General features: G+C 43.7%; 18 protein-coding genes and 1 other annotated feature (1 of these 19 running past the window's edge). Of the genes, 1 reads left to right on the top strand and 17 read right to left on the bottom strand.

Annotated elements, in window-relative coordinates; all coding sequences use genetic code 11:
• Positions 1-220, bottom strand: a sequence feature (16S ribosomal RNA rRNA prediction is too short) (it extends 121 nt beyond the left edge of the window).
• 285 nt (positions 221-505) lie between these two features.
• Positions 506-2137 (bottom strand): L-glutamate gamma-semialdehyde dehydrogenase, encoded by a 1632-nt coding sequence (gene pruA, locus Q369_RS0110600; RefSeq protein WP_031527785.1) that lies wholly within the window; start codon positions 2135-2137, stop codon positions 506-508.
• Between the two features lie 187 nt (positions 2138-2324).
• Here pruA and thrC point away from each other — a divergent pair, with 187 nt between their 5' ends.
• Positions 2325-3632: a threonine synthase gene (gene thrC / locus Q369_RS0110595; RefSeq protein ID WP_031527784.1), complete on the top strand. Its 1308-nt coding sequence runs from the start codon at positions 2325-2327 to the stop codon at positions 3630-3632.
• Between the two features lie 131 nt (positions 3633-3763).
• Here thrC and Q369_RS0110590 read toward each other — a convergent pair whose 3' ends face one another.
• The 16 genes from Q369_RS0110590 to Q369_RS0110515 form a co-directional block, all read right to left on the bottom strand.
• On the bottom strand, positions 3764-5578 hold the full coding sequence (locus Q369_RS0110590) for a tetratricopeptide repeat protein (RefSeq protein ID WP_229206800.1): 1815 nt from the start codon (positions 5576-5578) through the stop codon (positions 3764-3766).
• A 441-nt stretch (positions 5579-6019) separates the two neighbouring features.
• Complete coding sequence (locus Q369_RS0110585) at positions 6020-7627, bottom strand: Ig-like domain-containing domain (RefSeq protein WP_031527782.1); 1608 nt, start codon at positions 7625-7627, stop codon at positions 6020-6022.
• Between the two features lie 66 nt (positions 7628-7693).
• The gene (locus Q369_RS0110580) at positions 7694-8527 is read right to left on the bottom strand and encodes a class I SAM-dependent methyltransferase (RefSeq protein WP_229206799.1); all 834 of its coding nucleotides are present in this window, start codon (positions 8525-8527) and stop codon (positions 7694-7696) included.
• A 63-nt stretch (positions 8528-8590) separates the two neighbouring features.
• Complete coding sequence (mnmG, locus tag Q369_RS0110575; RefSeq protein WP_031527780.1) at positions 8591-10453, bottom strand: tRNA uridine-5-carboxymethylaminomethyl(34) synthesis enzyme MnmG; 1863 nt, start codon at positions 10451-10453, stop codon at positions 8591-8593.
• A 54-nt stretch (positions 10454-10507) separates the two neighbouring features.
• Positions 10508-10921 carry an rRNA maturation RNase YbeY gene (gene ybeY, locus Q369_RS0110570; protein WP_031527779.1) on the bottom strand — a complete coding sequence of 138 codons (414 nt, stop codon included), beginning with the start codon at positions 10919-10921 and terminating at the stop codon, positions 10508-10510.
• A gap of 194 nt (positions 10922-11115) precedes the next feature.
• Complete coding sequence (locus tag Q369_RS0110565) at positions 11116-14436, bottom strand: coiled-coil domain-containing protein (protein ID WP_031527778.1); 3321 nt, start codon at positions 14434-14436, stop codon at positions 11116-11118.
• 126 nt (positions 14437-14562) lie between these two features.
• Positions 14563-15300: a porin family protein gene (locus tag Q369_RS0110560; protein ID WP_031527777.1), complete on the bottom strand. Its 738-nt coding sequence runs from the start codon at positions 15298-15300 to the stop codon at positions 14563-14565.
• A gap of 92 nt (positions 15301-15392) precedes the next feature.
• Positions 15393-16196 (bottom strand): tryptophan synthase subunit alpha, encoded by an 804-nt coding sequence (gene trpA / locus Q369_RS0110555; protein WP_031527776.1) that lies wholly within the window; start codon positions 16194-16196, stop codon positions 15393-15395.
• The gene (locus Q369_RS0110550) at positions 16193-16552 is read right to left on the bottom strand and encodes a Dabb family protein (protein WP_031527775.1); all 360 of its coding nucleotides are present in this window, start codon (positions 16550-16552) and stop codon (positions 16193-16195) included. Before Q369_RS0110550 ends, trpA begins: the two co-directional genes overlap by 4 nt.
• A 70-nt stretch (positions 16553-16622) precedes the next feature.
• On the bottom strand, positions 16623-16823 hold the full coding sequence (locus Q369_RS0110545; RefSeq protein ID WP_031527774.1) for a hypothetical protein: 201 nt from the start codon (positions 16821-16823) through the stop codon (positions 16623-16625).
• 21 nt (positions 16824-16844) lie between these two features.
• On the bottom strand, positions 16845-18044 hold the full coding sequence (gene trpB / locus Q369_RS0110540; protein WP_031527773.1) for a tryptophan synthase subunit beta: 1200 nt from the start codon (positions 18042-18044) through the stop codon (positions 16845-16847).
• Between the two features lie 5 nt (positions 18045-18049).
• The gene (locus Q369_RS0110535; protein WP_031527772.1) at positions 18050-18700 is read right to left on the bottom strand and encodes a phosphoribosylanthranilate isomerase; all 651 of its coding nucleotides are present in this window, start codon (positions 18698-18700) and stop codon (positions 18050-18052) included.
• Positions 18697-19515, bottom strand: a complete 819-nt coding sequence (gene trpC / locus Q369_RS0110530; RefSeq protein WP_031527771.1) for an indole-3-glycerol phosphate synthase TrpC — start codon at positions 19513-19515, stop codon at positions 18697-18699. The genes Q369_RS0110535 and trpC overlap by 4 nt, the downstream gene beginning before the upstream one ends.
• Before the next feature lie 45 nt (positions 19516-19560).
• Positions 19561-20550, bottom strand: a complete 990-nt coding sequence (gene trpD / locus Q369_RS0110525) for an anthranilate phosphoribosyltransferase (protein ID WP_031527770.1) — start codon at positions 20548-20550, stop codon at positions 19561-19563.
• Positions 20551-20593: 43 nt separating this feature from the next.
• Positions 20594-21160, bottom strand: a complete 567-nt coding sequence (locus Q369_RS0110520) for an anthranilate synthase component II (protein ID WP_031527769.1) — start codon at positions 21158-21160, stop codon at positions 20594-20596.
• A gap of 73 nt (positions 21161-21233) precedes the next feature.
• A complete protein-coding gene (locus Q369_RS0110515; RefSeq protein WP_031527768.1) occupies positions 21234-22655 on the bottom strand; it encodes an anthranilate synthase component I family protein in 1422 nt (473 codons plus the stop codon).
• Positions 22656-23291 lie beyond the last annotated feature (636 nt).

The following is a 23291-nucleotide window of genomic DNA, read 5'->3' as shown; positions in this document are numbered from 1 at the left end:
CTTGGTAGGCCGTTACCCTGCCAACTAGCTAATCGAACGCATGCCCATCTTTTACCAATAAATCTTTCACATTTAAACCAGGTGGCCTTAATGTAGTATGCGGTATTAATCCGGGTTTCCCCGGGCTATCCCCCAGTAAAAGGTAGGTTGCATACGCGTTACGCACCCGTACGACAGTGACATTGCTGCCCCTTCGCCTTGCATGTATTAAGCCTGCCGCTAGCGTTCATCCTGAGCCAGGATCAAACTCTCCATTGTAAATTTTGTTGTGCTACTAATAGTAGCTTAATTCTATTCAAACGAGTTTTTCTTACTCTTTTGGTCTATCTCATCATGTCAAAGAACAGTGCCAATCGCGCTTTCTTAACTTCTTTTCTCTTGCTCTGTTTGCGATTGGGATTGCAAAGGTAGTAAAAGAATTTTCGGTTGCAATACTCAGCTAGAAAAAAACTCACATTTTTATGAAGTTCTTTAATAAACAAAAATTTAACTGAGCTACATACAATTACTCGTCGTCTAAGAAAGAATACCTATAACTCGTAGGCGAAATCAACGTTTCTTTGAGGGCTCTGGGAGAAACCCACCGAAGCAGATTCAGTACCGAACCAGCCTTGTCATTTGTACCAGAGGCGCGAGCACCGCCGAAGGGTTGTTGCCCTACAACCGCGCCTGTCGGCTTATCATTGATATAGAAGTTGCCGGCTGAATTAACCAGGTTCTCAGTCGCATATTGAATAGCGTAGCGATCTCTGGAAAACACAGCACCGGTCAAAGCATAAGGCGATGTTTGATCAATTACCTTGATGATTTCTTCAAAGTCCCCTTCGTTATATATGTATACCGTCAGTACAGGACCGAAAATTTCTTCACACATGGTTATATAATCAGGTTTGAAGGCATGAATGATAGTTGGCTGAACGAAATAGCCGCGGGATTTATCAAACGTTCCTCCTGCGATAATTTCAGCATCTTCACCACTCTTTACTCCCTCTATATAGGAAACGATTTTATCAAAAGATTTTTCATCTATCACAGCATTAATGAAATTGCCAAAATCTTCAACACCGCCCATTCGAATCTCAGCAAGATCTTTCAACATCAGAGTTTTGACCTCATCCCACAAATTGGCCGGAATATATGCGCGTGAAGCAGCTGAACATTTTTGTCCCTGGTATTCAAAAGCGCCTCTGACCAACGCAGTGGCAAGTGCTTTCGGTTCAGCGGACTTATGAGCAAGCACAAAATCTTTACCTCCGGTCTCACCAACAATCCTTGGAAAAGATTTGTACACTCCTATATTCTCGCCGATAGTTTTCCATATGTTCTGAAATACCTTGGTACTTCCAGTAAAATGAACACCAGCAAAATCGCGATGCTTGAAAATTATGTCCCCGGCAATCGGTCCATCGACCAGAATCATATTGATTACACCGTCAGGCAAACCCGCTTCCTTGAAAACCCGCATCAGCACATTTGCAGAGTAAACCTGGGTAAATGCAGGTTTCCACAGCACCACATTTCCCATTAATGCAGGCGCGGCAGGTAAATTACCGGCAATAGCAGTGAAGTTAAATGGCGTGATAGCGAACACAAACCCTTCCAATGGCCGGTACTCCATACGATTCCAGACGCCGTCTGATGAGATCGGCTGCTCTTCATAGATATCACGCATGAAGTTTACATTGAGTCGAAGAAAGTCAATGATCTCACATGCCGAATCAATCTCAGCCTGGTAAGCATTTTTTGATTGTCCGAGCATTGTTGCTGCATTAATTTCTGCTCTGTAAGGACCAGCAATCAAATCTGCCGCTTTCAGAAAAATAGCGGCACGCTGCTCCCAGTTCATTGACGCCCACGCAGTACGGGCTTCCAACGCTGCTACAATAGCTTTGTTAACGTCATCTGCATTCCCTTCATGAAAGTAACCCAGCAGGTGCTGATGATCGTGCGGCGGTGTTATTTTCTTTTTGTTTTCTGAATAGATTTCCTCTGCGCCAATATATTGTGGAATCGCGATCACTTTTGATCTTGCCTCTTCCAGCGCTTTTTTTAGTTCTGCTCTTTCAGGACTTCCCGGAGCGTAATTCTTAACCGGCTCATTCTTAGCTGCCGGCACATTAAAAATACCTATGGACATTGTATATAGTCTGTAGATGGTTAAATGAAAGTATTTGCAAAACTCTTTTCAAGATTTCCCCGAAGGTTTGCTATCAATAACAGTAACAGTTGTACAATCGGTTTCCTGATATTAAAATCTCAAATCGCTTAGCGCAGGTATTTTAGCTAAATTCGCGCTGCCGAACGAAGAAACAGATTTTATTAAAATGATATTCCACAGCACGAAAAATGCCACCCTGAAAGCCTCTCTGGAGGAAGCTATTTTTAACAGCTTACCGCCAGATAACGGCCTCTATATGCCTGATTATATTCCAAAGTTGTCTGACGAATTTCTGGCAGACATCGAAAATCGTTCTTTCAAGGAGATTGCTGTTGAAGTAGCGACTATCTTGTTCGAAGGCGAAATTACCAGAAGTGAACTAGAAAACATTATAGAACATGCCTACGATTTCGAAGCTCCGGTTGTGGAGATTACACCTGACAACTACGTTCTAGAGCTTTTTCACGGGCCCTCAATGGCGTTCAAAGACTTTGGTGCCAGGTTTATGGCGGCAATTATGTCGCATTTCCTTCTCAAATCAAACCGGGAAATAAAGATTCTTGTCGCAACATCTGGAGATACCGGTGGCGCTGTTGCGCAAGGATTTTATAAAGTACCCGGAATAAGCGTCACGATCCTGTATCCGAGCGGAAAAGTAAGTGAGATACAAGAAAAGCAGTTGACTACCCTCGGCCACAACGTCACTGCAATTGAGGTAAATGGCACTTTTGACGATTGCCAAAAGTTGGTAAAAGAAGCCTTCCTGGATCCGGTACTGAGGCAGCATTATAATCTGGCCTCTGCAAACTCGATCAATATTGCGCGACTGATTCCGCAATCATTTTACTTTTTCTCAGCTTACGCCCAATTGAAGAAGCTGGGTAAGCCCCTAGTTTTTTCAGTACCAAGTGGCAATTTTGGCAATTTGAGTGCAGGAGTACTCGCATTGAAAATGGGGCTGCCTGTTTCACATTTTGTTGCCTCTACTAACCTGAACAATGCAGTTCCAAAATATCTTACCTCCGGAATATACGATCCTCAGCCGTCCATAGAAACAATCTCTAATGCAATGGATGTCGGGAGCCCCAGCAACTTTGTTCGTTTAACAAGATTTTTTGGAGACGAATGGAAATCTGTCACAGAAAAAATATCCGGTGCTTTCTTCAACGATGCAGAAACGCGGGAGGCAATGCGGGCGGTATATGAAAATACAAATTACGTCATGTGTCCTCACACCGCTGTTGCCTATTTGGGATTGCAGAAATACCGGAGAGAAACCGGGGGCGATTTTGCAGGCGTTTTTCTTTCAACTGCCCATCCTGCGAAATTTATTGATCTTGTGGAAGAAACTCTGGGAAAGAACATCGAAATACCAGCCAGACTCGAATCATTGCTTCATATTGAAAAAGTTTCAGTCAAAATGAATTCTGATTTTGTAGAGTTTAAGGAGCTGCTGTTGAATAAGTTAGTATAGAAAACATCAGATTTGTACCGGCTGAGATTTTGATAATTGCCATCCAATCGGGTCTGACTCTGGAATAATCAAATGTAAAAGGGGTAAAAAGCCAGTGCTTTTTACCCCTTTTACATTTTTTACTTATTTTATCAATTGATCACATCACCTCTTAAGATCCGGAAACGTTTTCTCGACTCAGCTACAAAAATGCTACCCGGATATTTTTCCATTAGTTCCTGATAGAGCTTCATCGACTGATCCTTGTCATTCAACTTTTCCTGATAGAGCTTCGCCATCGTAAACAAGGCATCGTCACCATAAATGTCGTGACCAAATTTTGTATATAATAACTTCAGGTTCTCCAGAGCCTGTTGGTTACTGTCAAGCTTAATGTAAGTTTTCGCGGTAAGCCAAATGATCTCGTCTGTCAGACTATGACTTTCGTACTGTTTATACAGACTCTTCAAGGAATCTATCGCTTCATACTTTTTGTTTTGAAAGAGTTGCAGCTCCACAGCTGAATAGCGCTTCATCGCAGTTTCCGTACTGTCTAAGCCGGTATTGTCCATAATAAGCAACGAAAGGTTGTTCGCATCATTTGCAATTTCTCTGGAAGTAGCTTTTTTCAAAATATCAAGAACCGCCTTCGCGAGTTCAAACTCCCCTTTGAAATAATGAAGTTTAGCATTTCTTAGCTTCGCCTCATAACCAAGCAGGTCATCCTTCTGCGATTTTTCTACTTGCGAGTATACTAATGTAGCCTCCCAGGGTTCCCCCTGAAGCAGGTATATATCGCCCAGGTCAAGCTTGCATTTGTCTACAAAATTCTTTTCCTGCTTGCCTGCGTCAATTGCCAACTGAAGTGTTTCAGTAGCTTTCTTGAAATCATCCAGATAGAATGCATAGAGGATCGCCATGTTTCTGAGGGCCTCTATGGTACGTACATTTACGCCGAGCTCATCCACCAGCTGCTGATATTGACCCAACAATTTCTGTACTTCTCCACGCTTAATGGGATAGGTATTTTTGACCTGTTCTTCCCTCGCAAAAATCGCCATTCTACGCGAGACAGGATAAAGCTGCCCCTTTGGATATTCCTTTACCAAATGGTCGAATATGGTTCCGGCATTCTGGTAATCCAGATTTTGCAAGGCAAGCATTCCCAGGTTATAAAGTCTGGATCCATTGTGCTTGAAACGCTTGTCCAAAGCTCTCTCCTGAATGAAAGCTTTGTAGAAATCCTTTTTCTGTATCTGATACCAGATCAGCAATTCGTTATAAAATCCTTCATTAGGAAACTTCTGGATTTTATCATAAAGTACCTTTTCAAGCAAAGCTTGCTCCTTTTCGTCTTTGGTAAAATCCTGCAACATATTCTGCACCACCTCCGTGTTCTGGTATCGCATTCCATAAGATAGCAGTTCATCAATCATCTTTTCAGGCTGATTTAGATCCCTGTAAACGCTTGCGAGTTCCAGCTGAAAAATGTCGCTGCGCTTAATGGATTCCCTCGCTTCCAGGAGAATGTTTTTGGCCCATTCAGGCTGACTGATGTTCCGGAATTCCTCCGCTAAATCACGTTTAAGCTCAATTCGGGAGCCCGATGATATCAGTACCTGCTCATTCTTTTTAGAAGCCTCCTGCGGCTTCCCCTGCGCTTCCAGCATCATTGCCCAGTACAAGGAATACCAGCTTGCATTGGGAGCGTCCGCTTTGATCTGCTTTTTATAAAGTTGTTCGGCGGGAGCCCAGTCTTTCGTTTTGATTACACAACTGGTGTAATTCTTGAGTGCGGCTTTATCGAAAGTAGTTTTTAGAAGATTGTTGTAGTACGTGAGTGCTTTGGCACAATCCCCGTTTTTGAAGTACTCCTCTGCCATCTCTTTTTCGCTCTGGCCGCGCGCCGCTCCCGCTCCGGCCGCAATAATCAAAACTATTATCAGTAGCTCACATACCTTTTTCATAATAGAAAAAAAGACTTTTTGTTTTTAATTACTACTATCCTCTAGCGCTGTGGATATGTCGATAAAACGTTTGTCCACTTAAGATTAACATAGTTATCCACATTTTGTTAATAACTACAGAGTTAAATGGGGATAACTCCAGTGAGAAGTACACATCTAAAAAGCTGAAATACAATGTAAACAATATTCAGCGGAGAAACGAGTGTGGATAAGTGGTTTATACTCTCTGATTTCAGTAATCCACATTAACAAGTGTGTATCAACAGCCTGTTAACTCAAGGTTAGCTTGTGTTTTATCCACTGGAGGTAAGTGAGACGTTATTTATCAACGCTTTTTTAGAGTTACTAACAGAGTTATCAACAAAATCATACCTCTTACCAACAAATTTTGACGCTTATTAACATAGTTATCCACACTCTAGGGATAACTTTTCGGAATTTTCATTTTGGAAGGACGATATTAATGTCATTTAGCTCGAAGTTGGCTTTAAGAATCACTTTGTCCGGCATGTAGTAAATAGCCTCCGGCTGCCGTCCTTTGGCCATCTCGCCGGTATCCCAGCGCTGATTCCGGTTTTTGTCGACTATAACACGCAAAAAGTACTTGCCTTGCGGGATATTCTGAAAACTGTAGGTTGTATTTTGAATGCGGCTAATCAGCTTGTATTGTTCATCCACCAGCTCTACAATATAATTACTGGAAGTATCAGTGTTGATCACCCGGCCCCTTACTATTCCGAAGTCTTCTGCATTCAGAACAGGGTGTTTGATGAACATTCTGGGTAGTGTATCGCCTTCAACACTGATGATTGAACCTTTTGGTATATCCCATTTAATGGAGTCTTTAGCAAAAGATTTTGCATTGATCATGGCAATATTGTGATTGGCGTTCCAACTCCATTTAAATGAGCTCAATGGCTCGTGAGACAAGCTGTCGGTAATCAGTGTGATTTTGCTGTCGTCTAAAATCCTAACGGGCTTATTCAGGATTAGTTGGTAACTGAATGTGTTTTCAAGTGGCTTGTTTGACTCTGGCAATGTAGTGAGTGAAAAAGGATCTCTTTGCCTCTCCTTGCCTCGCTGTTGCTGAAATGCAATTTTTTGTTCGAATTCGGTAGTTGTACCCAGTGAATCCGTAGCCATTAACTTTACTAATGTAGAGTCTGGATGTGGCTCAACATTGAAGAATTTGAGAGAAGTACCTGATTCCAGTAAATATGGAAGGGTATCCTTGTTCATGAATGTCACCTGTACTTTTTCAATGGCTTTGCTAAAAATCACTGCATAATTATTGACCCTCGGTGTGGTTCTCTGGATTTTCAATGGTGTATTGTCGGACAGGTACATTAAGATATTGTACGAAGCTGAATCCACCCCAACGTTTACATTATCATTCCAAAACCCCATTCGCTCGTCTTTCGCATTATATAGCATGTTCCTGTTTTTGTCGTCGATAGCTATCAATTTGAAAGTTCTGGTTTGAATATTTTCAATGGAAAAAACGCCGCTACTATCCGTTCTGGAGAAGTAATACGGCTTTTGTTTCGCGATATCCAGTGTGTCACTTATGTTGTAAAGTCCCACCAGGGCATCGAAGATCGGCTTGTTTGTTTGTATGTCTTTAATCGTCCCGTATACGCGCCCGGAGTCCAGTGAAGAGCCGGTACTGAAGACTATTTTCAGGTTTTTTGCCGGGTTTTTTTCAGCAAAATCTTTGATAGCATCCCCAAAATTCAATGTGAATGTGGTACTGTCTTTGAAGTCGTTTTTGAACGTAAGCAATACTGACGTTCCGTTCTGCTTGTAAGAGTACGGGTTGTCTGCCTCCGGAGTAATCACCAGCTTCTGATTGATGTTATCCACCACCACGTATTCATCGAAGAAGAGCTCGACTTTTTTCCCTTTGAAGTTTAGCGTTTTGTTAACTGGGTTACTCTCGATCAGATTAGGCGGAATGGAATCTTTCTTACCTCCTGTGGGTGCAACCTGCTGGGCGCAACGATCGAATAAAAAGAGTAAAAGCAAGGCAAACAGAATGGTCCGGATCATATCATTTTGTATTTAAAAAGCCCCGGTACATGGGTGGTACAGGGGCTGAGTCAATGTGTTTAGAAGTTATTTCTTTTTGATAAGGTAAATAATGCTCGAAGTGTTTATTGCTTTTTCCAAAGACGTTCTCGCTTTCCAATTGGAAGTGAGACCCGTAATCACACTATCTATGAGGTCAATTTTTTGTTTCTGATATTTCGTGCTGAGCATGCTTACGTAAAACGAATCAAACCACATTGGAAGTGTCTCTTTTACCTCCATCCCATGCTTATCCATGAGCAATTCCATGCTGTGTTTTGTGAAATGGTACAAATGCCGGGGTACATCATAAGCCGCCCATTGATGCTTGTATTTCTGTGCATCATAAGACTCAGGGTTTGGCACAGCGATCACAAGCAGTCCTGTTGGGTTAAGATGTTCAGTAAGCCAACTGATCGTTTCATTCAACTTGTGAACGTGTTCCAGAACGTGCCACATCGTGATGGTATCGAATTTCTTTGCAGTCAGTTCTGGTTGAAATACGTCTGTGAAAACAGTCCCTCCTACTCTATCTGTTGCAACTTTTCTGGCTCCTGAATCTGGCTCCGTTCCAAATACCTGCCAGCCGTCTTCCTGAATGGATTTGGCAAATGCGCCAGTGCCGCAACCTATATCTAGCAATGTACCTTTCTGCGGAGAATGTTTGTTGATCAACTTAATCTTTTGCTGAATGGTATAGTCCCGAACTGATGTATAAACCCGGCTCATCAGATCTTTTGAATCATCATGATGGGAGATATACTCCTGAGACTGATAATAAGCTCCTATCTCCTGCTCTGCCGGCCGTGGATTTGTAAAGAGAAAGTGGCAAGATTCACATTCCTGGATTTGAAATTGATCTTTTGATACGGTGTAATCCACTACTGTTAAGTGGTCCCGAAATGTTGTATTCTTACAAACAGGGCAATTCTTTAAAGTTTCCAATTATCTACCAATGAATAGCATTAAAACAGATATATCCGAGGGGCTCACGCCGCTGATCCGGGAAGCTTGGCCGATGGTGGCGGGACGGGTACGTTTCAGCTTTTCCCGGCCTTCAAAGGACAATGAGGTTACGATATCATAGTTGAAATTTTCAATGATGTTCAGGTTTTCAAGTTTGTTCATCTTTTCAACAAGCAGCATTTCCTTCTCGATATAGCTATCATATTTGAGATTAATCTCGGCTTGCTGAACAGATTCAATGCTGAATTCCTTAATCAGATCAGCAATGATCGGACTGTATTCTGCCAGCTTTTCAATGGATATCTGAGGACGTTTGAGAAGCTGCGCAACGGCTACCTTCTCTCTGAGCTGCGCCGTACCGAGCGACTCGAGTGTATCATTGATATCCTCAGGATTGATCTTGTTGGAAGAAAGCGTAGAGATAATCGCTGCTACTTCTTGTCGTTTTTTCTGTACCGCATCAAACCTTTCCTGACTCGCCAAACCTATCTCATACCCTTTCTGAGTTAATCTGATATCGGCATTGTCCTGGCGGAGCAATGTGCGGTACTCAGCGCGGGAAGTAAACATACGGTAGGGTTCTTCTGTGCCTTTGTTGATCAGGTCGTCGATGAGAACTCCTATGTAGGCTTCGGACCTTTTCAGGATAAATGGTTCTAGCTCGTGCACATTCTGATGTGCATTAATACCCGCCATTAAGCCTTGGCAAGCGGCTTCTTCATAACCTGTTGTTCCGTTAATCTGACCTGCGAAAAACAGGTTCTTGATCAGGTGTGTTTCAAGGGTTGATTTCAGCTGTGTTGGCGGGAAATAGTCGTATTCGATCGCGTAGCCCGGACGGAACATTTTGGCATTCTCAAAGCCCGGGATCTTCCGCAATGCGGCATATTGTACATCTTCCGGCAATGAAGTTGAGAAGCCATTTACGTACACCTCCACAGTATCCCAACCTTCCGGCTCCACGAAAATCTGGTGCCTGTCTTTGTCAGCAAAACGATTGATCTTATCCTCGACAGACGGACAGTACCTTGGTCCCAATCCTTTGATCCGACCTGAAAACATCGGTGATTTCTCAAAGCCGGTTTTCAGAATGTCGTGTACTTCCTGATTGGTATAGGTAATCCAGCAGCTTCTTTGTTTGGCAAGAGGCTTGGTATCCGTGTAAGAAAATTTCGCAGGTTTTTCGTCCCCAGGTTGCTCTTCCATTTTGGAATAATCCAGAGAGCGGCCGTCAACACGTGGCGGTGTTCCGGTTTTCATCCGTCCGGCCTCGAATCCGAGTTGGACAAGTTGTTCAGTAAGTCCGGTAGCCGACTTCTCCCCTGTTCGTCCGCCGCCGAAGTTCTTTTCACCAATATGGATCAGCCCATTCAGGAATGTTCCATTGGTCAGTACAACTGATTTGGATCTTATCTCAATCCCAAGACTTGTTTTTACTCCGCGCGCAGTACCATCTTCGATTAGCAGTTCCTTCGCTGTGTCTTGCCAGAAATCTACATTCGGATTATTTTCGAGAATGTTCCTCCATTCAGTTGCAAAAAGAGCGCGATCGCTTTGGCACCGTGGACTCCACATGGCAGGGCCTTTGGAGAGATTCAGCATTCGAAACTGGATCATGGTTTTATCACTCACGATCCCCGACTGTCCACCCAAAGCGTCAATCTCGCGAACGATCTGACCCTTCGCCACGCCGCCCATTGCAGGGTTGCAGGACATCTGAGCAATGGTGTGCATGTTCATTGTGATCAGTAGTACCTTGGATCCCATCGTAGCCGCAGCAGCAGCAGCTTCACAGCCCGCATGCCCCGCTCCTACTACTATCACATCATATTCTGGAAACATAATTTGTATTCTTGTTAAACCACTTTAGTTAAAGTGTTCCACGTGGAAATTTAATTAGAAGCGTGTAAGATGTTGATTTTCCTTCTCCCTCATCAAAGCCTTCTCTTCATCATTGGAGTCGCCATAGCCCGCCAAATGCAGCAATCCGTGCACCAGTACGCGCCTTAGTTCCGTTTCAAAATCCACTTGGAACGTTTCTGCATTGTCCCGCACTCTGTCCAGGCTGATGTATATGTCACCTTCCAGTTGCTTCTCTTCTTCACTGTTATCAAACGTGATAATGTCCGTATAATAATCGTGGTCAAGGTACTCTTTATTGATTTCCAGCAGGTAATCGTCAGAGCAAAAAATGTAATTCAACTCAACTATTTCGTAACCCTCTGATTCTGAGGCAGCTTTTAGCCATTTTTTGGTTTTAAGAGCGCGAGGAAGGTTGAATTCAACATCTTCGGAGAAGAAATTCAGCATGCTTTTTAGGGAACTTTGTCAAATGCAACCGGCAGACCGGTTACCCGCTTCGACGTAAAGATTTGATGATAAATATTTTACAAAAATAGCAAGGATATTTATAACAAAAGAACCAGCAGGCTCCGGTTGTCATCAACGTTTTCTTAAAACGTGTTAAAACCTTTGTCTGCTGGTTCAACAAGAACAGGGTATGATCAGTTCTTCGCCTGGTATTTGCGGAAGTAAGTATCCACCTCTCTTTTGTAAAATGGAGAGAATGTAGGGGGAATGGTACGCAGCAATTCTGTTTGCTTTTCCTTCTCCCGAATGTATTTCTCAAATGCGGCCGGTGGCTGTCGCGGTTGTTGCTTTGCACTTTGCGCCTTGCGTTGCTCGTCTTCATCCTGCTCCTTCATCGCCTTTTCAGATTCAAGTAGCCGCGTCGTGATTTCCTGGTTGCGCTTGATCAGTTCCGGAGTAATGCGTTTGTTCACAAGGTCAGTCTCGGTCTCATCCATCTTGTCAGCAATCTCCTGCAATTCCTTGCTCATCTGCTTTCCAACTTCCGAGCCTTTCTGAGATTCCATCAGGTCCTGGATCATCTTACGGATTGCTGCCTGCTCAGCCGCCATTCGCGCGAGCTTCTCGGAGCTGCTACCCTGCCCCTCCTTACCTTCGCCAAGTTGCTTGATCTGTCCATTCAGTTTCTCCTGCATTTCCCCCATTCCCGGAGAGTCGCCTTTTTGCTTTCCTTTCTTACCTTTCCCTGAGCCCGGCATCGCCATGGCCATTTGCTGCTGCATCTGGTTGAAAACGTCGCTGAGCATTAATGCAAGATTGTTCATCGAAGTCATCGCCGATTGCTGCTTCGATGTGGCCGAATTGATTTGTCTGTCTTTAATGCTCTTCACACTTTCATCCATATAGGATTTCATGTCGTTCAGTTCGCGGGTGATAAATGCCTGGATCTGCTCCGCGCGTCCAGCTAGGGAGTAAAGGCTATCTTCTACGATCTTAGCGTCATCTTTCAGTTTCAGCTGTTGCTGACCAAGTTTGACAAACCGCGGATCTTGCAGGCTTACACCCTTGAAATCCTTCATCAATGCCTCCTGGTCAAACGAAAGCGTAATGAGGTTTTCCAGAATGTCCCGAAGATCATCCATGTTTTCCTGCATTTGTTCCATTTCAGCCGCCTCCATTGACTCCTCCATTGACTTAGACATTTTCTTCATCGATTCAGCGGCCTTTTTCTGTGCACTGGCGGCTTTTTTATTCTGCTGCTTGGCAAGTTGTTCCTTGGATTCCTCCATCTCCTGAGCGGCCTCTTTCTGTGCGTCCTGCTGGGTATCGACTGGTTTTTCCAGTTCCTCACTCATCTTCTCTATATCCTTTGCATTATCCTGCGCTTTTTTGAAATCTTCCTGAATCTTCTCCTGCTCTTTCTTCAGATCTTCATTCTTGCCGGCTTTATCTTGCTCGTTTTTGTTCTTGTCATTTTGCTCAGTCTTTTCGGCGAGCATATTTTCTTTCTCGGCAAGATCATTGAGTTTGTCTACCAGATTTTCCATTTTCTGTTCGAGCTGCATTTGCTTGAAAAGCTTCATGGTCCGTTCCAGTTCCTTTTCCAGGTTGTTCTCCTTGTTTTTGAGTTTCTCCATCAAGCTGGACATTCGCTCGCTTTGTTTTTGTTCCAAAAGCTTTTTCAGGTCTTTGTAAAGCTTATCGGTATTCTCGTCCATTAAATCATTCATCAGCTTTTGCAGCTGTTCGATCTTCGCTTGCAGCTCCGGACTTTGCTGGTTGAATTGTCGCGATTTTTCATTCGAATTCTGATGTTTCTCCTGTAAAGCCTGCAACTCTTTCATCAGTTCTTCTCTCTTACGCAGTACCTCTTCAATTTGCTTCTGCTCCTTGAAATCAAGTTCCTTGTTACTTTTCAGCCGGTTATCCAGGTTCTCGATGTCTTTTTGAAGATTCTGCGCCTTCTTCATCGCCGACTGGATCTGGTTCTCCGTTTCCTGCTCCGACTTTTTGATCTCAGCTTCGAGCTGATCTTTGGAAGGAACAGTAAACTGAATGGAACGCGAGCGCGCGCTTTTGGCACCATTAATGCCGTCGTTGTCCCAAACCTGCGCGTAGTACTCGATCTTGTCACCAGGCGCAAGTTTCAGACTGTCTACGTACCACTGGAAGAAAAAGCTCTGTGTATTTACCGTTTTGTTGAATGGAATGGGAATACCTTTTGGTTGAGATGTTTCTTTCTGACCTGAGCGGTTTACGATATAGAACATTTTGAGCTGCGAAAACCCGTAATCGTCACTGATCGAGCCGCCGAGCACGAGGTAGTTGTACAGCGTAGTATCCTGGAAGTTTTCCAGGGTCAGAATCGGGTGTTTATCAGGAATTACATTTATGAAGTAGCCGATCTTGTCTGCATTGGTTGTCTCCTCGTTTTTCAGACTTACCTGATATTGTGCGGATCTGCGGACAGACTTACGGATTTGAAAATGCTCACCGCTGCTTTCTTTGGCTTGGTACAGAGCCGAATCGTTTTCAAATTTGATTGCAAGCGAATTCGTTGAGGAGGTATTAAAGTCCCATTCAATGGTAGTACCCTCCGGAACTGACAAATTCCCAACATTATTCAAGCCTTCGGACGGTTTGTTCAGGTAAGCCGGGTAATGCAGATTTACATCGAAGGATAACAACGACGGCCGCTCGTTTACGTCAATGCGATATTCATCAGAAGCAAAGCCCGCTGCGTCGAAAGAGAAAGTTACATCGCGTTGCAAATTCTTGAAGGTATATGCAAAAGAGCGATTTCCCTCTGAAGTCAGTTTAAAACGTGATCCGTTTTGTACCAGGTAAACAGCTTCCGGCAGTGCTTCACCTTCGAGTTTTAGTTTTAATGTAAAATCCTCATTCCGGAATGCTTTCAGATCTTTGTTTTGAAGAACAAATGAAAACGGCGCGTAAGTGTAGTTTTTCTGAAAATGAATAATCCGCTCAGAGCTGGAAGAGAAGAATGCGGGATTAAACAACAAAATTACCGCAATTGCAGCAAGCGGATATATCGCGTATTTGATCCGTTTTCTATTCTCATTGAAGCGTATTGCATCTGAAAAACGGACAATGAGCAGTTGATTGGATTTCTGCCTGATACTCGCCTCAATCAGGTCTGACTGGCTTCCTGATAAGCTCCGTAACTGCAAAGTATTCACCAGTTTGTCGCCGATTTCCGGGAAATACTGCCCGATCTGCAATGCAGCATCCTCATCAGAAATAGGTTTTCTCAACCCCGATAAATGAATCAGCGGCTGAATAACCCATTGAAATACAGAGAATACAAGCACAGCAAGAAAGCCGAAGAACAGCATTCCTCTGACGAGCGAACTAAATCGCCCGAAGTATTCGATGGTATTGAAAAATAAAAAGACAGTGAGCAAAAGACCCAGCGAGAAGATGATGCCTTTCAGTAACTGATTTTGATAATATTTTTGACGGTATTCCTGAATGCGCAGCAACAGGCCTTCCATTGCCGGAGTGAAAGGTGCCATATCTATCTCGTTATAACTGTGGAATGTATAACGTATGCAGGAGGCAAAAATTACCAGGATCCTGCATATTCTTTAAACGAAGAAATATAGTGAATTACCGGGATATTATAACGTAAATAGTAGTCCGGCTGAGGCGTAATTGATCCAGTTGAAATTGTAAACGTCATCTACATCAGCACCGCCTTCCACAACGCGGTAACCTAGCTTAATGCCCAGCTTCGTGTTGACCTGGTAAGCTACACCTGCAAATATATCCTCTGCGCGGCCCTGTTTCGACGCAAGCGCATCACCTTCCAGGATCACAGACCAGCGATAAGACGGTTTCAATGCAACATAGAAATTGACAAGCGGAACAAACCCGAGATTGTCAAAGTGTGTGTCTGCAGACTCACTTTTAAACCGCACATCCGCGTCCCTGATTTTGGCGGTAAGCCCCACTCCTACCTGCGCCCGTGCCCGTGAAATGATATCGTAGCGATAGGTCAGGCGGTAAGAATTGAATTTATAATGCACCTTTACAGGCTGCTCAGCCAGGAATACCGTGTTGTTGAAGTTGATATTTCTGTCAAAATCGCCCTGGTAAGTGACTGTAAGCGGCGCGAATAGAAGTGATACGTTGTGCCTTTTTGCAATGGTGTAGCCGGCTCTGATCCGATAAAAAATCTTTGGATTGATACTCAGATCTTCTGCCAGGTTTACGGTAGTTCCTCCTGCATTGGGAATTCTGACTTTATTGTAGCTTGTACCCAGTACAAGTCCGCCCTCGATATCCATTTTGAGCTGTGCATACAGCTGAATGGAACTGAGAAGTAGCAGGAAGCTGAAAAGGAATTTTAATTTCATGTGCACCAGTTTTTTAGATAAAAAAACAAACAACCCGTCAAGAGTTGTTTGTATAAAATTGATGCCTGAAGATAATTCAAATTGACCGCTGGCTAGACTTCAACAGCCTCAGGGGAATTCTTAATTGATCTCACAAAAGACTTGATATCCTTCTCCAGATCGGTTGAATTTTGCAAAACACGGATAAATGCACTTCCTATAATAGCACCGGCTGCCTGGCTCGAAGCCTTTCGGAATGTAGCGTTATCCTGGATACCGAAACCGATTAGTCTGGGATTGCGCAGGTTCATTGCATTCAGTCTGCTGAAATATGATTCCATATCCGCGCTAACGCCCGATTTTGAACCCGTGACGCTTGCAGAAGAAACAGTGTAGATGAAACCTTCGCTCAGCTCATCAATTTGTCTTATGCGCGATTCTGAGGTTTGCGGAGTAATCAAAAAGATATTTAACAAACCATAGGAATCGAAAATGGACTTGTATTCATTCAAATAAACATCCATTGGCATATCGGGCAAAATTAGCCCGTCTACACCTACTTCGGCGCAAGAGCGGCAGAAATTCTCTACTCCATACTGCAAAACAGGATTGACATAGCCCATTAAGAGAACAGGCACGGTAATCTTCTCCCGCATATTTTTGAGCGAATCAAAAAGAATCCTGACAGACATGCCGTTTTCCAGCGCTCGGTCATTGCTTTTTTGAATGGTTTCACCATCGGCAACAGGATCGGAATAAGGCATTCCTATCTCAACTAAATCAACGCCTCCGTCCTGCAATGCCTGCAGAACACGCATGGTATCGTTCAGTTCAGGGAAACCTGCTGTGAAATATACATTCAACAGTCCGTCACCATTTGGCTGTTCCTGCTGAAAAAGTGCTGTAATCCGGTTCATTCTTTTACCCAGTAATCTACTACCAATACTTTGTCGAGGTGCGGGCCCAGGACTTTGCCGAAAGCTTTGTGATCAGGATGCGGGAGGTATACTTCGCGACCTGCTTCGCTGTCAAATGTTACGAAAAACACGTGTGTAAAGCCTTGTGACAAACCTTCGGGACTATTGTTGGTACCCCATTCCAGTCCTTTGATCTCTTTGATTTTGGAAGGAAGCGCCCTGAATGCATCTTCAACTTCTTTCACCTGAGCGGGAGTTGCTGAATCTTTGAATTTGAAGAGAACAACGTGACGTAGCATTTTCTTAGAAGTTGTGGTTTGGGCGGAAACAAATGTAGCTGATCCGAGAAGGAACATGCATGCGAATAAAATCTGCTTGAAATTCATTGTTTTGAGTTTAGATAATATAAAATGGTAATGCATTTGGCTACGCAGAGCAGTTGAGGCATTCACCTTCATCGCTGAATTTCAAACGGTCAAATTCTCCCAGCCTTTCTTTAAGTCCGAGTACTTCGTCTTCATAATCACATCTTTCGAACAAAGACAACTCTCCGGAATTGATTTTTTCTTCTAACTCCTTAATTTTTAACCTTAAATCAAAAACTTCGGGTAGCGTTAATGTAGCCATAGACGGTATATTTAGGTGAGATCAATCGATGTATTTCATGTAAGTACCCATGTCCTTGTCGCCTCTTCCCGAAAGATTAAGTACTACTGTTTCATTTTTTGTAGCGCCCAGCCTGCCCAGTATAGCCAGCGCGTGAGACGATTCCAGTGCAGGAATAATGCCTTCCAGGCGAGTTAGTTCAAATGCGGCTTGCACGGCCTCTTCGTCGGTAGCAGACAAGAATATTCCTCTGCCGCTATCATAAAGGTATGCGTGCTGCGGTCCGATACCCGGGTAATCCAAACCGGCTGAGATGGAGAATGGCTCCACTACCTGGCCGTCGTCAGTTTGCATTAAAATAGTCCTGCTTCCGTGTAGCACGCCCGGCTTACCCAGCGCAGTGGTAGCTGCGGAATGTCCTGAAGAAATCCCCATTCCTGCGGCCTCTACTGCTACTAGCTTCACATCTTCATTGCCGAGGAAGTGGTAGAATGCGCCGGCTGCATTGCTGCCGCCGCCTACGCAAGCGACTACATAATCAGGATTTTCTTTGCCAATGTGTGCTTTCAGCTGCCATTTGATTTCTTCCGAAATAATAGACTGAAAACGAGCCACCATATCCGGATAAGGATGAGGACCTACTACCGAACCGATGATGTAATGTGTATCGACCGGATTATTGATCCAGTGGCGCATTGCTTCGTTGGTAGCGTCTTTCAATGTCCTCGAACCACAGGTTGCTGGTCTTACCTCAGCGCCAAGCATTTTCATCCGTGCAACATTAGGTGCCTGGCGCTCAATGTCCAGCTCTCCCATGTAGACAATGCATTCCAGGTCCATCAAAGCGCAAACCGTAGCAGTCGCTACACCATGCTGACCAGCGCCGGTTTCAGCGACGATGCGCTTTTTTCCAAGTCGCTGGGCCATTAATATCTGGCCGATGGTATTGTTAACCTTGTGAGCTCCTGTGTGGCACAGATCTTCCCGTTTAAGGAATATGTTAGTCTGATATTTCTCTGAAAGACGGTTAGCCCTGTAAAGCGGTGTTGGCCGGCCTACATAGTCGCGCAGTAAATCGCTGTAAGCTCTTTGGAAGGAAGGATCATCAATTATCTGTAAATAATTTTCCCGCAACTCCTCTACATTCGGATACAGCATTTCAGGAATGAATGCACCTCCGAACTTTCCGTAATAACCATTTTTATCTACCTGATAAGACGTCTTCTCTGCTATATCTTCCATAAAATTTAGGCTTCAGCTTCCTCTTTTTCTTTGATTCGGATCAAATCAAACAACTCCTGCAACTTGGATATGTCTTTGATACCAGGCTCTGTTTCAAACTTGCTATTTACGTCGATTCCGTAAATGGGCAGCGTTTTGGACAATTCAATAATCTCTTCTATGTTATCCAGTCCCACACCTCCGCTTAAGAGGAAAGGCTTTTCGTTATCGTATTTTCTTAGCAGGTTCCAGTCAAACGATGTTCCGTTTCCACCAGGATTGGCCCCAGCAGTATCAAACAGAAAGAGATCGCAGAAAGATTTGTAATTATTGAGCATTGCAAAGTTAAACTGCTCATTGATCGAGAAAGCTTTGATCACGCTCACGCCCTTTTGACGGATGCTGCGGCAAATATCCGGCATTTCGTTTCCATGAAGCTGTGCATACTGCAGATCGTATTTCTTGACCATATTCAGAATGTGGCCTGGACTTGCATTCACAAAAACGCCTACTTTCTTGATACTCTGAGGAATGCTCTTTATATATTCTTCACTGATTTCTTCACCAACAAAGCGAGGAGATTTTTCGTAAAAGATGAATCCGATAAAGTTAGGTTTAAGGGCCACCACCTCTTCAATGTTGCTTTGCTGGCGTAATCCGCAAACTTTAATTTTCATAGAAACAGGGGATTTAGATTGCTATGTTGAGTTAGTTCTTTTTGCAAATCTGCTAGTGCGGCGCCAGGATCTGCGGTTTTCATAAATGTTTCACCAATCAAAAAGCCTTTATAGCCGTGTTGGTATAACCTGACTATCGTATCGGCATCTTTCAAGCCACTTTCTGAAATCTTGACGAAAGATTCGGGAATAATGCTGCTTAATGCGACAGACGTTTCAATGGAAGTTTCAAATGTCTTCAAATTCCGGTTGTTCACACCTACTATGTCAACATTGTCGCAGATCGTTTCAAGCAGCTCTTTTTCATTGTGTACTTCCAACAACACTTCTAGGCCCAGTTCGTGTGCTCTGTGGCTTAAAAAAGTGACTTCCTCCGGGCTCAGGCAAGCTGCAATTAAAAGGATCACATCTGCGCCGATCGCTTTTGCTTCAAAAAGCTGGTATTCGTCGATTATAAAGTCCTTGCGCAGCATTGGAATGGAAGGATTAGCTTCGCGCGCTTTCGAAAAATCGCTGAAAGATCCGCCGAAGAAATCAATGTCCGTCAGTACAGAAAGTGCCACGGCGCCTGCATTGACATAATCGCGCGTTACAATCTCCGGACTTACCTGATCATTTATAATGCCTTTTGAAGGAGATTTTCTTTTAAATTCAGATATCATCTGCGGGTGTGTTGCCGCTATCAATGCGTTCGCCAAAGAATGGGTGGATTTAGAGAAATAAATCTCCTTTTCAAGATTAGAGAAGGACTTCTCTTTCTTTGATTCGAGTACTTCGATCTTTTTACGGGCAATTATTTTCTCTAAAATATTCATCTAAGGGTCTGATAACTCTGAATTTGTGCCTGAAACTAGCAGTCGCTAAGCTTCAACCAGCTTTTTAAAACTATATAACGCCTTTTTACTCTCCAAAGATTCACGAGCAGCCGCCACGGCGTCGATCAACGCCAGATCAGGGTTACCGCAATGCAAGGCTAATGCTGCATTCGCGATAACGGCCTGCTTCTGGGAAGGCGTCGCATTATCATTCAAAACATTCATGAAAATTTCGGCAGATTCCTTAACAGTCTGGCCACCGGATAAATCCTGTGCGCGCAAAGTTTGTAACCCTAAATCAGAGGGGGAAAGGATCTGCTCATACTGAGCGGTGATGACTTTAAAAGAGCCTGTTAATGACACTTCGTCGTATCCGTCTAACGCGTGAAGAACTAAAAATTTCTTGTCCGTTTGTTGGTAAAGATAAGCAAAAAGCCGGGCTAATTCAAGACTAAACACCCCTACAAGCTGTTTTTTGGGAGATACTGGATTGACCATTGGCCCCAGCATATTGAAGAAAGTTTTGATCCCAAGCTCCCGGCGGATTGGCGCAACATTTTTCATTGCGGGATGAAAAAGAGGGGCGTGAAGAAAGCAAACACCTGCCTCCGATATCTTTTTTTCCAGATATCCTTTGTCGTTTGTGAATGTAGCTCCGAGATATTCCAGCACCGTCGATGAGCCGCAAAGCGAAGAGACTCCGTGATTACCGTGCTTGGCCACCTTTTGCCCGGCACCGGCGACAACAAAGCATGACAAAGTTGAAATGTTGAATGTATCCTTGCCATCGCCTCCAGTCCCACAAACGTCAATAGGATCATAAGCAGAGAGGTCAACAGAAAGACAAAGTTCGAGCATTGCATCCCTGAAACCTTCCAGCTCTTCGACGGTAATGCTGCGCATCGCGTAAATGGTCAGGAATGATGCTATTTCAGAGTTTGAATATCTACCGGTACTAATTCCTAATAACACATCTTTTGCCTGCTCCTTGCTAAGCACTTTGTACTCAAACAGGTGACTAAGAATATTTTTCATGCTAACTATAACTTCGTATTGAGAGTTGGACTCAGAGGGTTTCTTAAATTTTCAACCAGTTTTCAAGCATTTCCTTCCCGTGCTCTGTTAGTACAGACTCAGGGTGGAACTGAACACCTTTAACATCAAATTTCTTATGTGACAGTCCCATTACCCGTCCTTTTTCATCAACTGCGGTAATTGTCAAGTCGTCAGTAAAGGATTCCGGAATGACCGTCCAGGAGTGATATCTCCCAACTTTTATCTCAGTCGGAAGCCCTTTGAAGATCCTTTCGCTGCTATCAGTAACAATGGCGGTATCGCTGATTCCATGAAGTACATCTGTCATGTTTTCGAGTGTAGCGCCATAAACTTCACCAATGCCCTGATGACCCAAACAAACGCCTAATATGCTCTTGCTGGGCCCCAACTCGCGAATAAGTTCATGCATAATGCCGGCTTCGGATGGTATGCCTGGACCCGGAGAAAGCAGAATTTTGTCATACTCCGATACTTCTTCGAGGCTGATCTTGTCGTTCCGGAAAATATCAACCTGATCGTGCAGCTCACGAAGAATATATACCAGGTTGTATGTGAATGAGTCGTAATTATCGAGAACCAGAATTTTCATTTTATGATCGCGTCAAATATATTATGTATTTACTTCAGGGTCGAGGAACAATTCGTCGATCCTTGCTCTGATCCTAGATTTCCTGAGCAACCTTAATTGCTTGCCGGAGAGCAGCTAGCTTGTTATTGATCTCCTGCAACTCACTTTCCACGTCTGACTTGGCAACAACTCCCATTCCTGCTCTGAAAAATAGTGTATTATCCTTGCTCAAGAATGTTCTGATCGCAATTGCGTGGTTGAAGTCGCCGTTGAAATCCATAAAACCGATTGCTCCGCCGTAAATGCTACGGTTGCTGCTTTCCATTTGGTCAATCAGCTTCATTGCATTATGCTTTGGCGCGCCGGATAATGTTCCTGCGGGGAAAGTATCCGCAACTAATTGTAGCGGGTTAACATCTTTCTTCATCTTGCCCACCACTTTGGATACTAAGTGGATCACGTGAGAGTAGTACTGAACTTCCTTGTAATTGGTAACTTTCACTTCGTCACAGCTCCTGCTAAGATCATTTCTTGCAAGATCTACAAGCATTACGTGCTCTGCAGTCTCTTTTGGGTCATTCAAAAGTTGCTGTGCAGCTTCTGCATCGGCTAAATCATCTCCGGTTCTCTTGAAAGTACCAGCGATAGGATGAATTTCTGCCTGACCATTTTTTATAAAAATTTGTTTTTCAGGAGAAGAACCGAAAATCTTGTAGCTACCATAATCAAAATAGAAGAGATATGGAGAAGGATTAATAGATCTAAGAGCTCTGTAAACGTTAAATTCATCTCCTTGGAACGCGTGGCTGAATCTTCTGGAAGGTACAATTTGAAATACGTCACCGCGAAGACAATGATCGATTCCTTTTTGAATTACGGTGCGCATCTCGTTATCTGTAACATTGGAAGTCTCGTCAGAGGCAGTCGAAAAGCCATATTTAGGGAAATTCCTGTTCTTTATTAGAATCTCAATCTGCTCAAAACCATTGTCATCCACCTCGCTTCCATACTGATGCTCAAATATGTAAAGCTCATTTTTGAAATGATTGATAGCGATAACATATCTGTACACCTGATAGAAAATTTGATCAATTGCGGTTTCCGGGCTTGCTGGCTGTATTGCGATATCTTCAAAGTAAGTTACTGCATCATAGGTCATGTGACCGAAGAGCCCATTCGTTATGAAGGGAAAAATGGACTTCTCAGACTGGAAGCTCTGCGCAAAAGTGTATAGCGACTTGATCGCGTCTTTGGGCTTGGAAAGAGCGTAGCTGATAGATTCGCCATCCGGGAATTGCTGAGTTACTACGCCTGAATTCAGCTTGAAGAAAGCTACCGGATCACAGCATATATAGGTAAATGAGTTTTCGTTCCCGTGGTAATCTGAGCTTTCCAGTAAGATTGTATTTACAAAACGATCTCTCAATTTCAAGTAAATGGACACAGGAGTAAGAGTGTCAGCCAATAGCTTTTTAAAACGAGTTGTAATCAGGTACTTCCTTTCTTGGGTGTTCATGAGGTGATATTTTGAAAAGTGCATAAAAAAACGGCTCGATGTCAGATGAACAACGAGCCGTTTGGAAGTATATCTTTATACCATACAATAGCCTACTCGTCCATCTTGTTAAGACGTGCACGCCACCACCATATAGTATTCAATGTTTTCATCCTCTGGAAATCTTATGTATTCAGGTCAGCAAATATAAATAAAAACAGTTTGTATCAAAAATTTTGTAAAAATATCAGAGCAAGTGGTGCAGGTGTGTTTTACTGATGATAATAATTTTAACTGCCTACCAGGACTAGTGCGTAGGTATTGGCGCTATATCGCAGGTATTTTAGCGCGATCAAGTAGTTCCTGTTAATGTATGAGTGTCCACGTGCAAGTATCTTCGATCGGAGCCCCCGCATACCCTCTCTGCTCCGCGCCGCGCAATTAGGAGGAAGTAACCGAAAAATGTAAGGTCTCAGGCATAAAAAAAGCCTTACATTTCTGCAAGGCTTTTTAGTAATGGTATTGTGACGACTACCTGCGCGGCCCGACCTACTTTGCCAGGTTTGATCCGTGCCGAACAGGCCAAGTATCATCGGCGGTTCTGGGCTAGACACCCGCGGCTCAACTTCTCCGCGCGGGACGGGGCGCGCAGTCTGG

Source organism: Dyadobacter crusticola DSM 16708 (assembly GCF_000701505.1).
Classification (GTDB): Bacteria; Bacteroidota; Bacteroidia; order Cytophagales; family Spirosomataceae; genus Dyadobacter; species Dyadobacter crusticola.
Note: the sequence above shows the minus strand (reverse complement) of the source record. Positions and strands in the feature narration are given on the sequence as shown.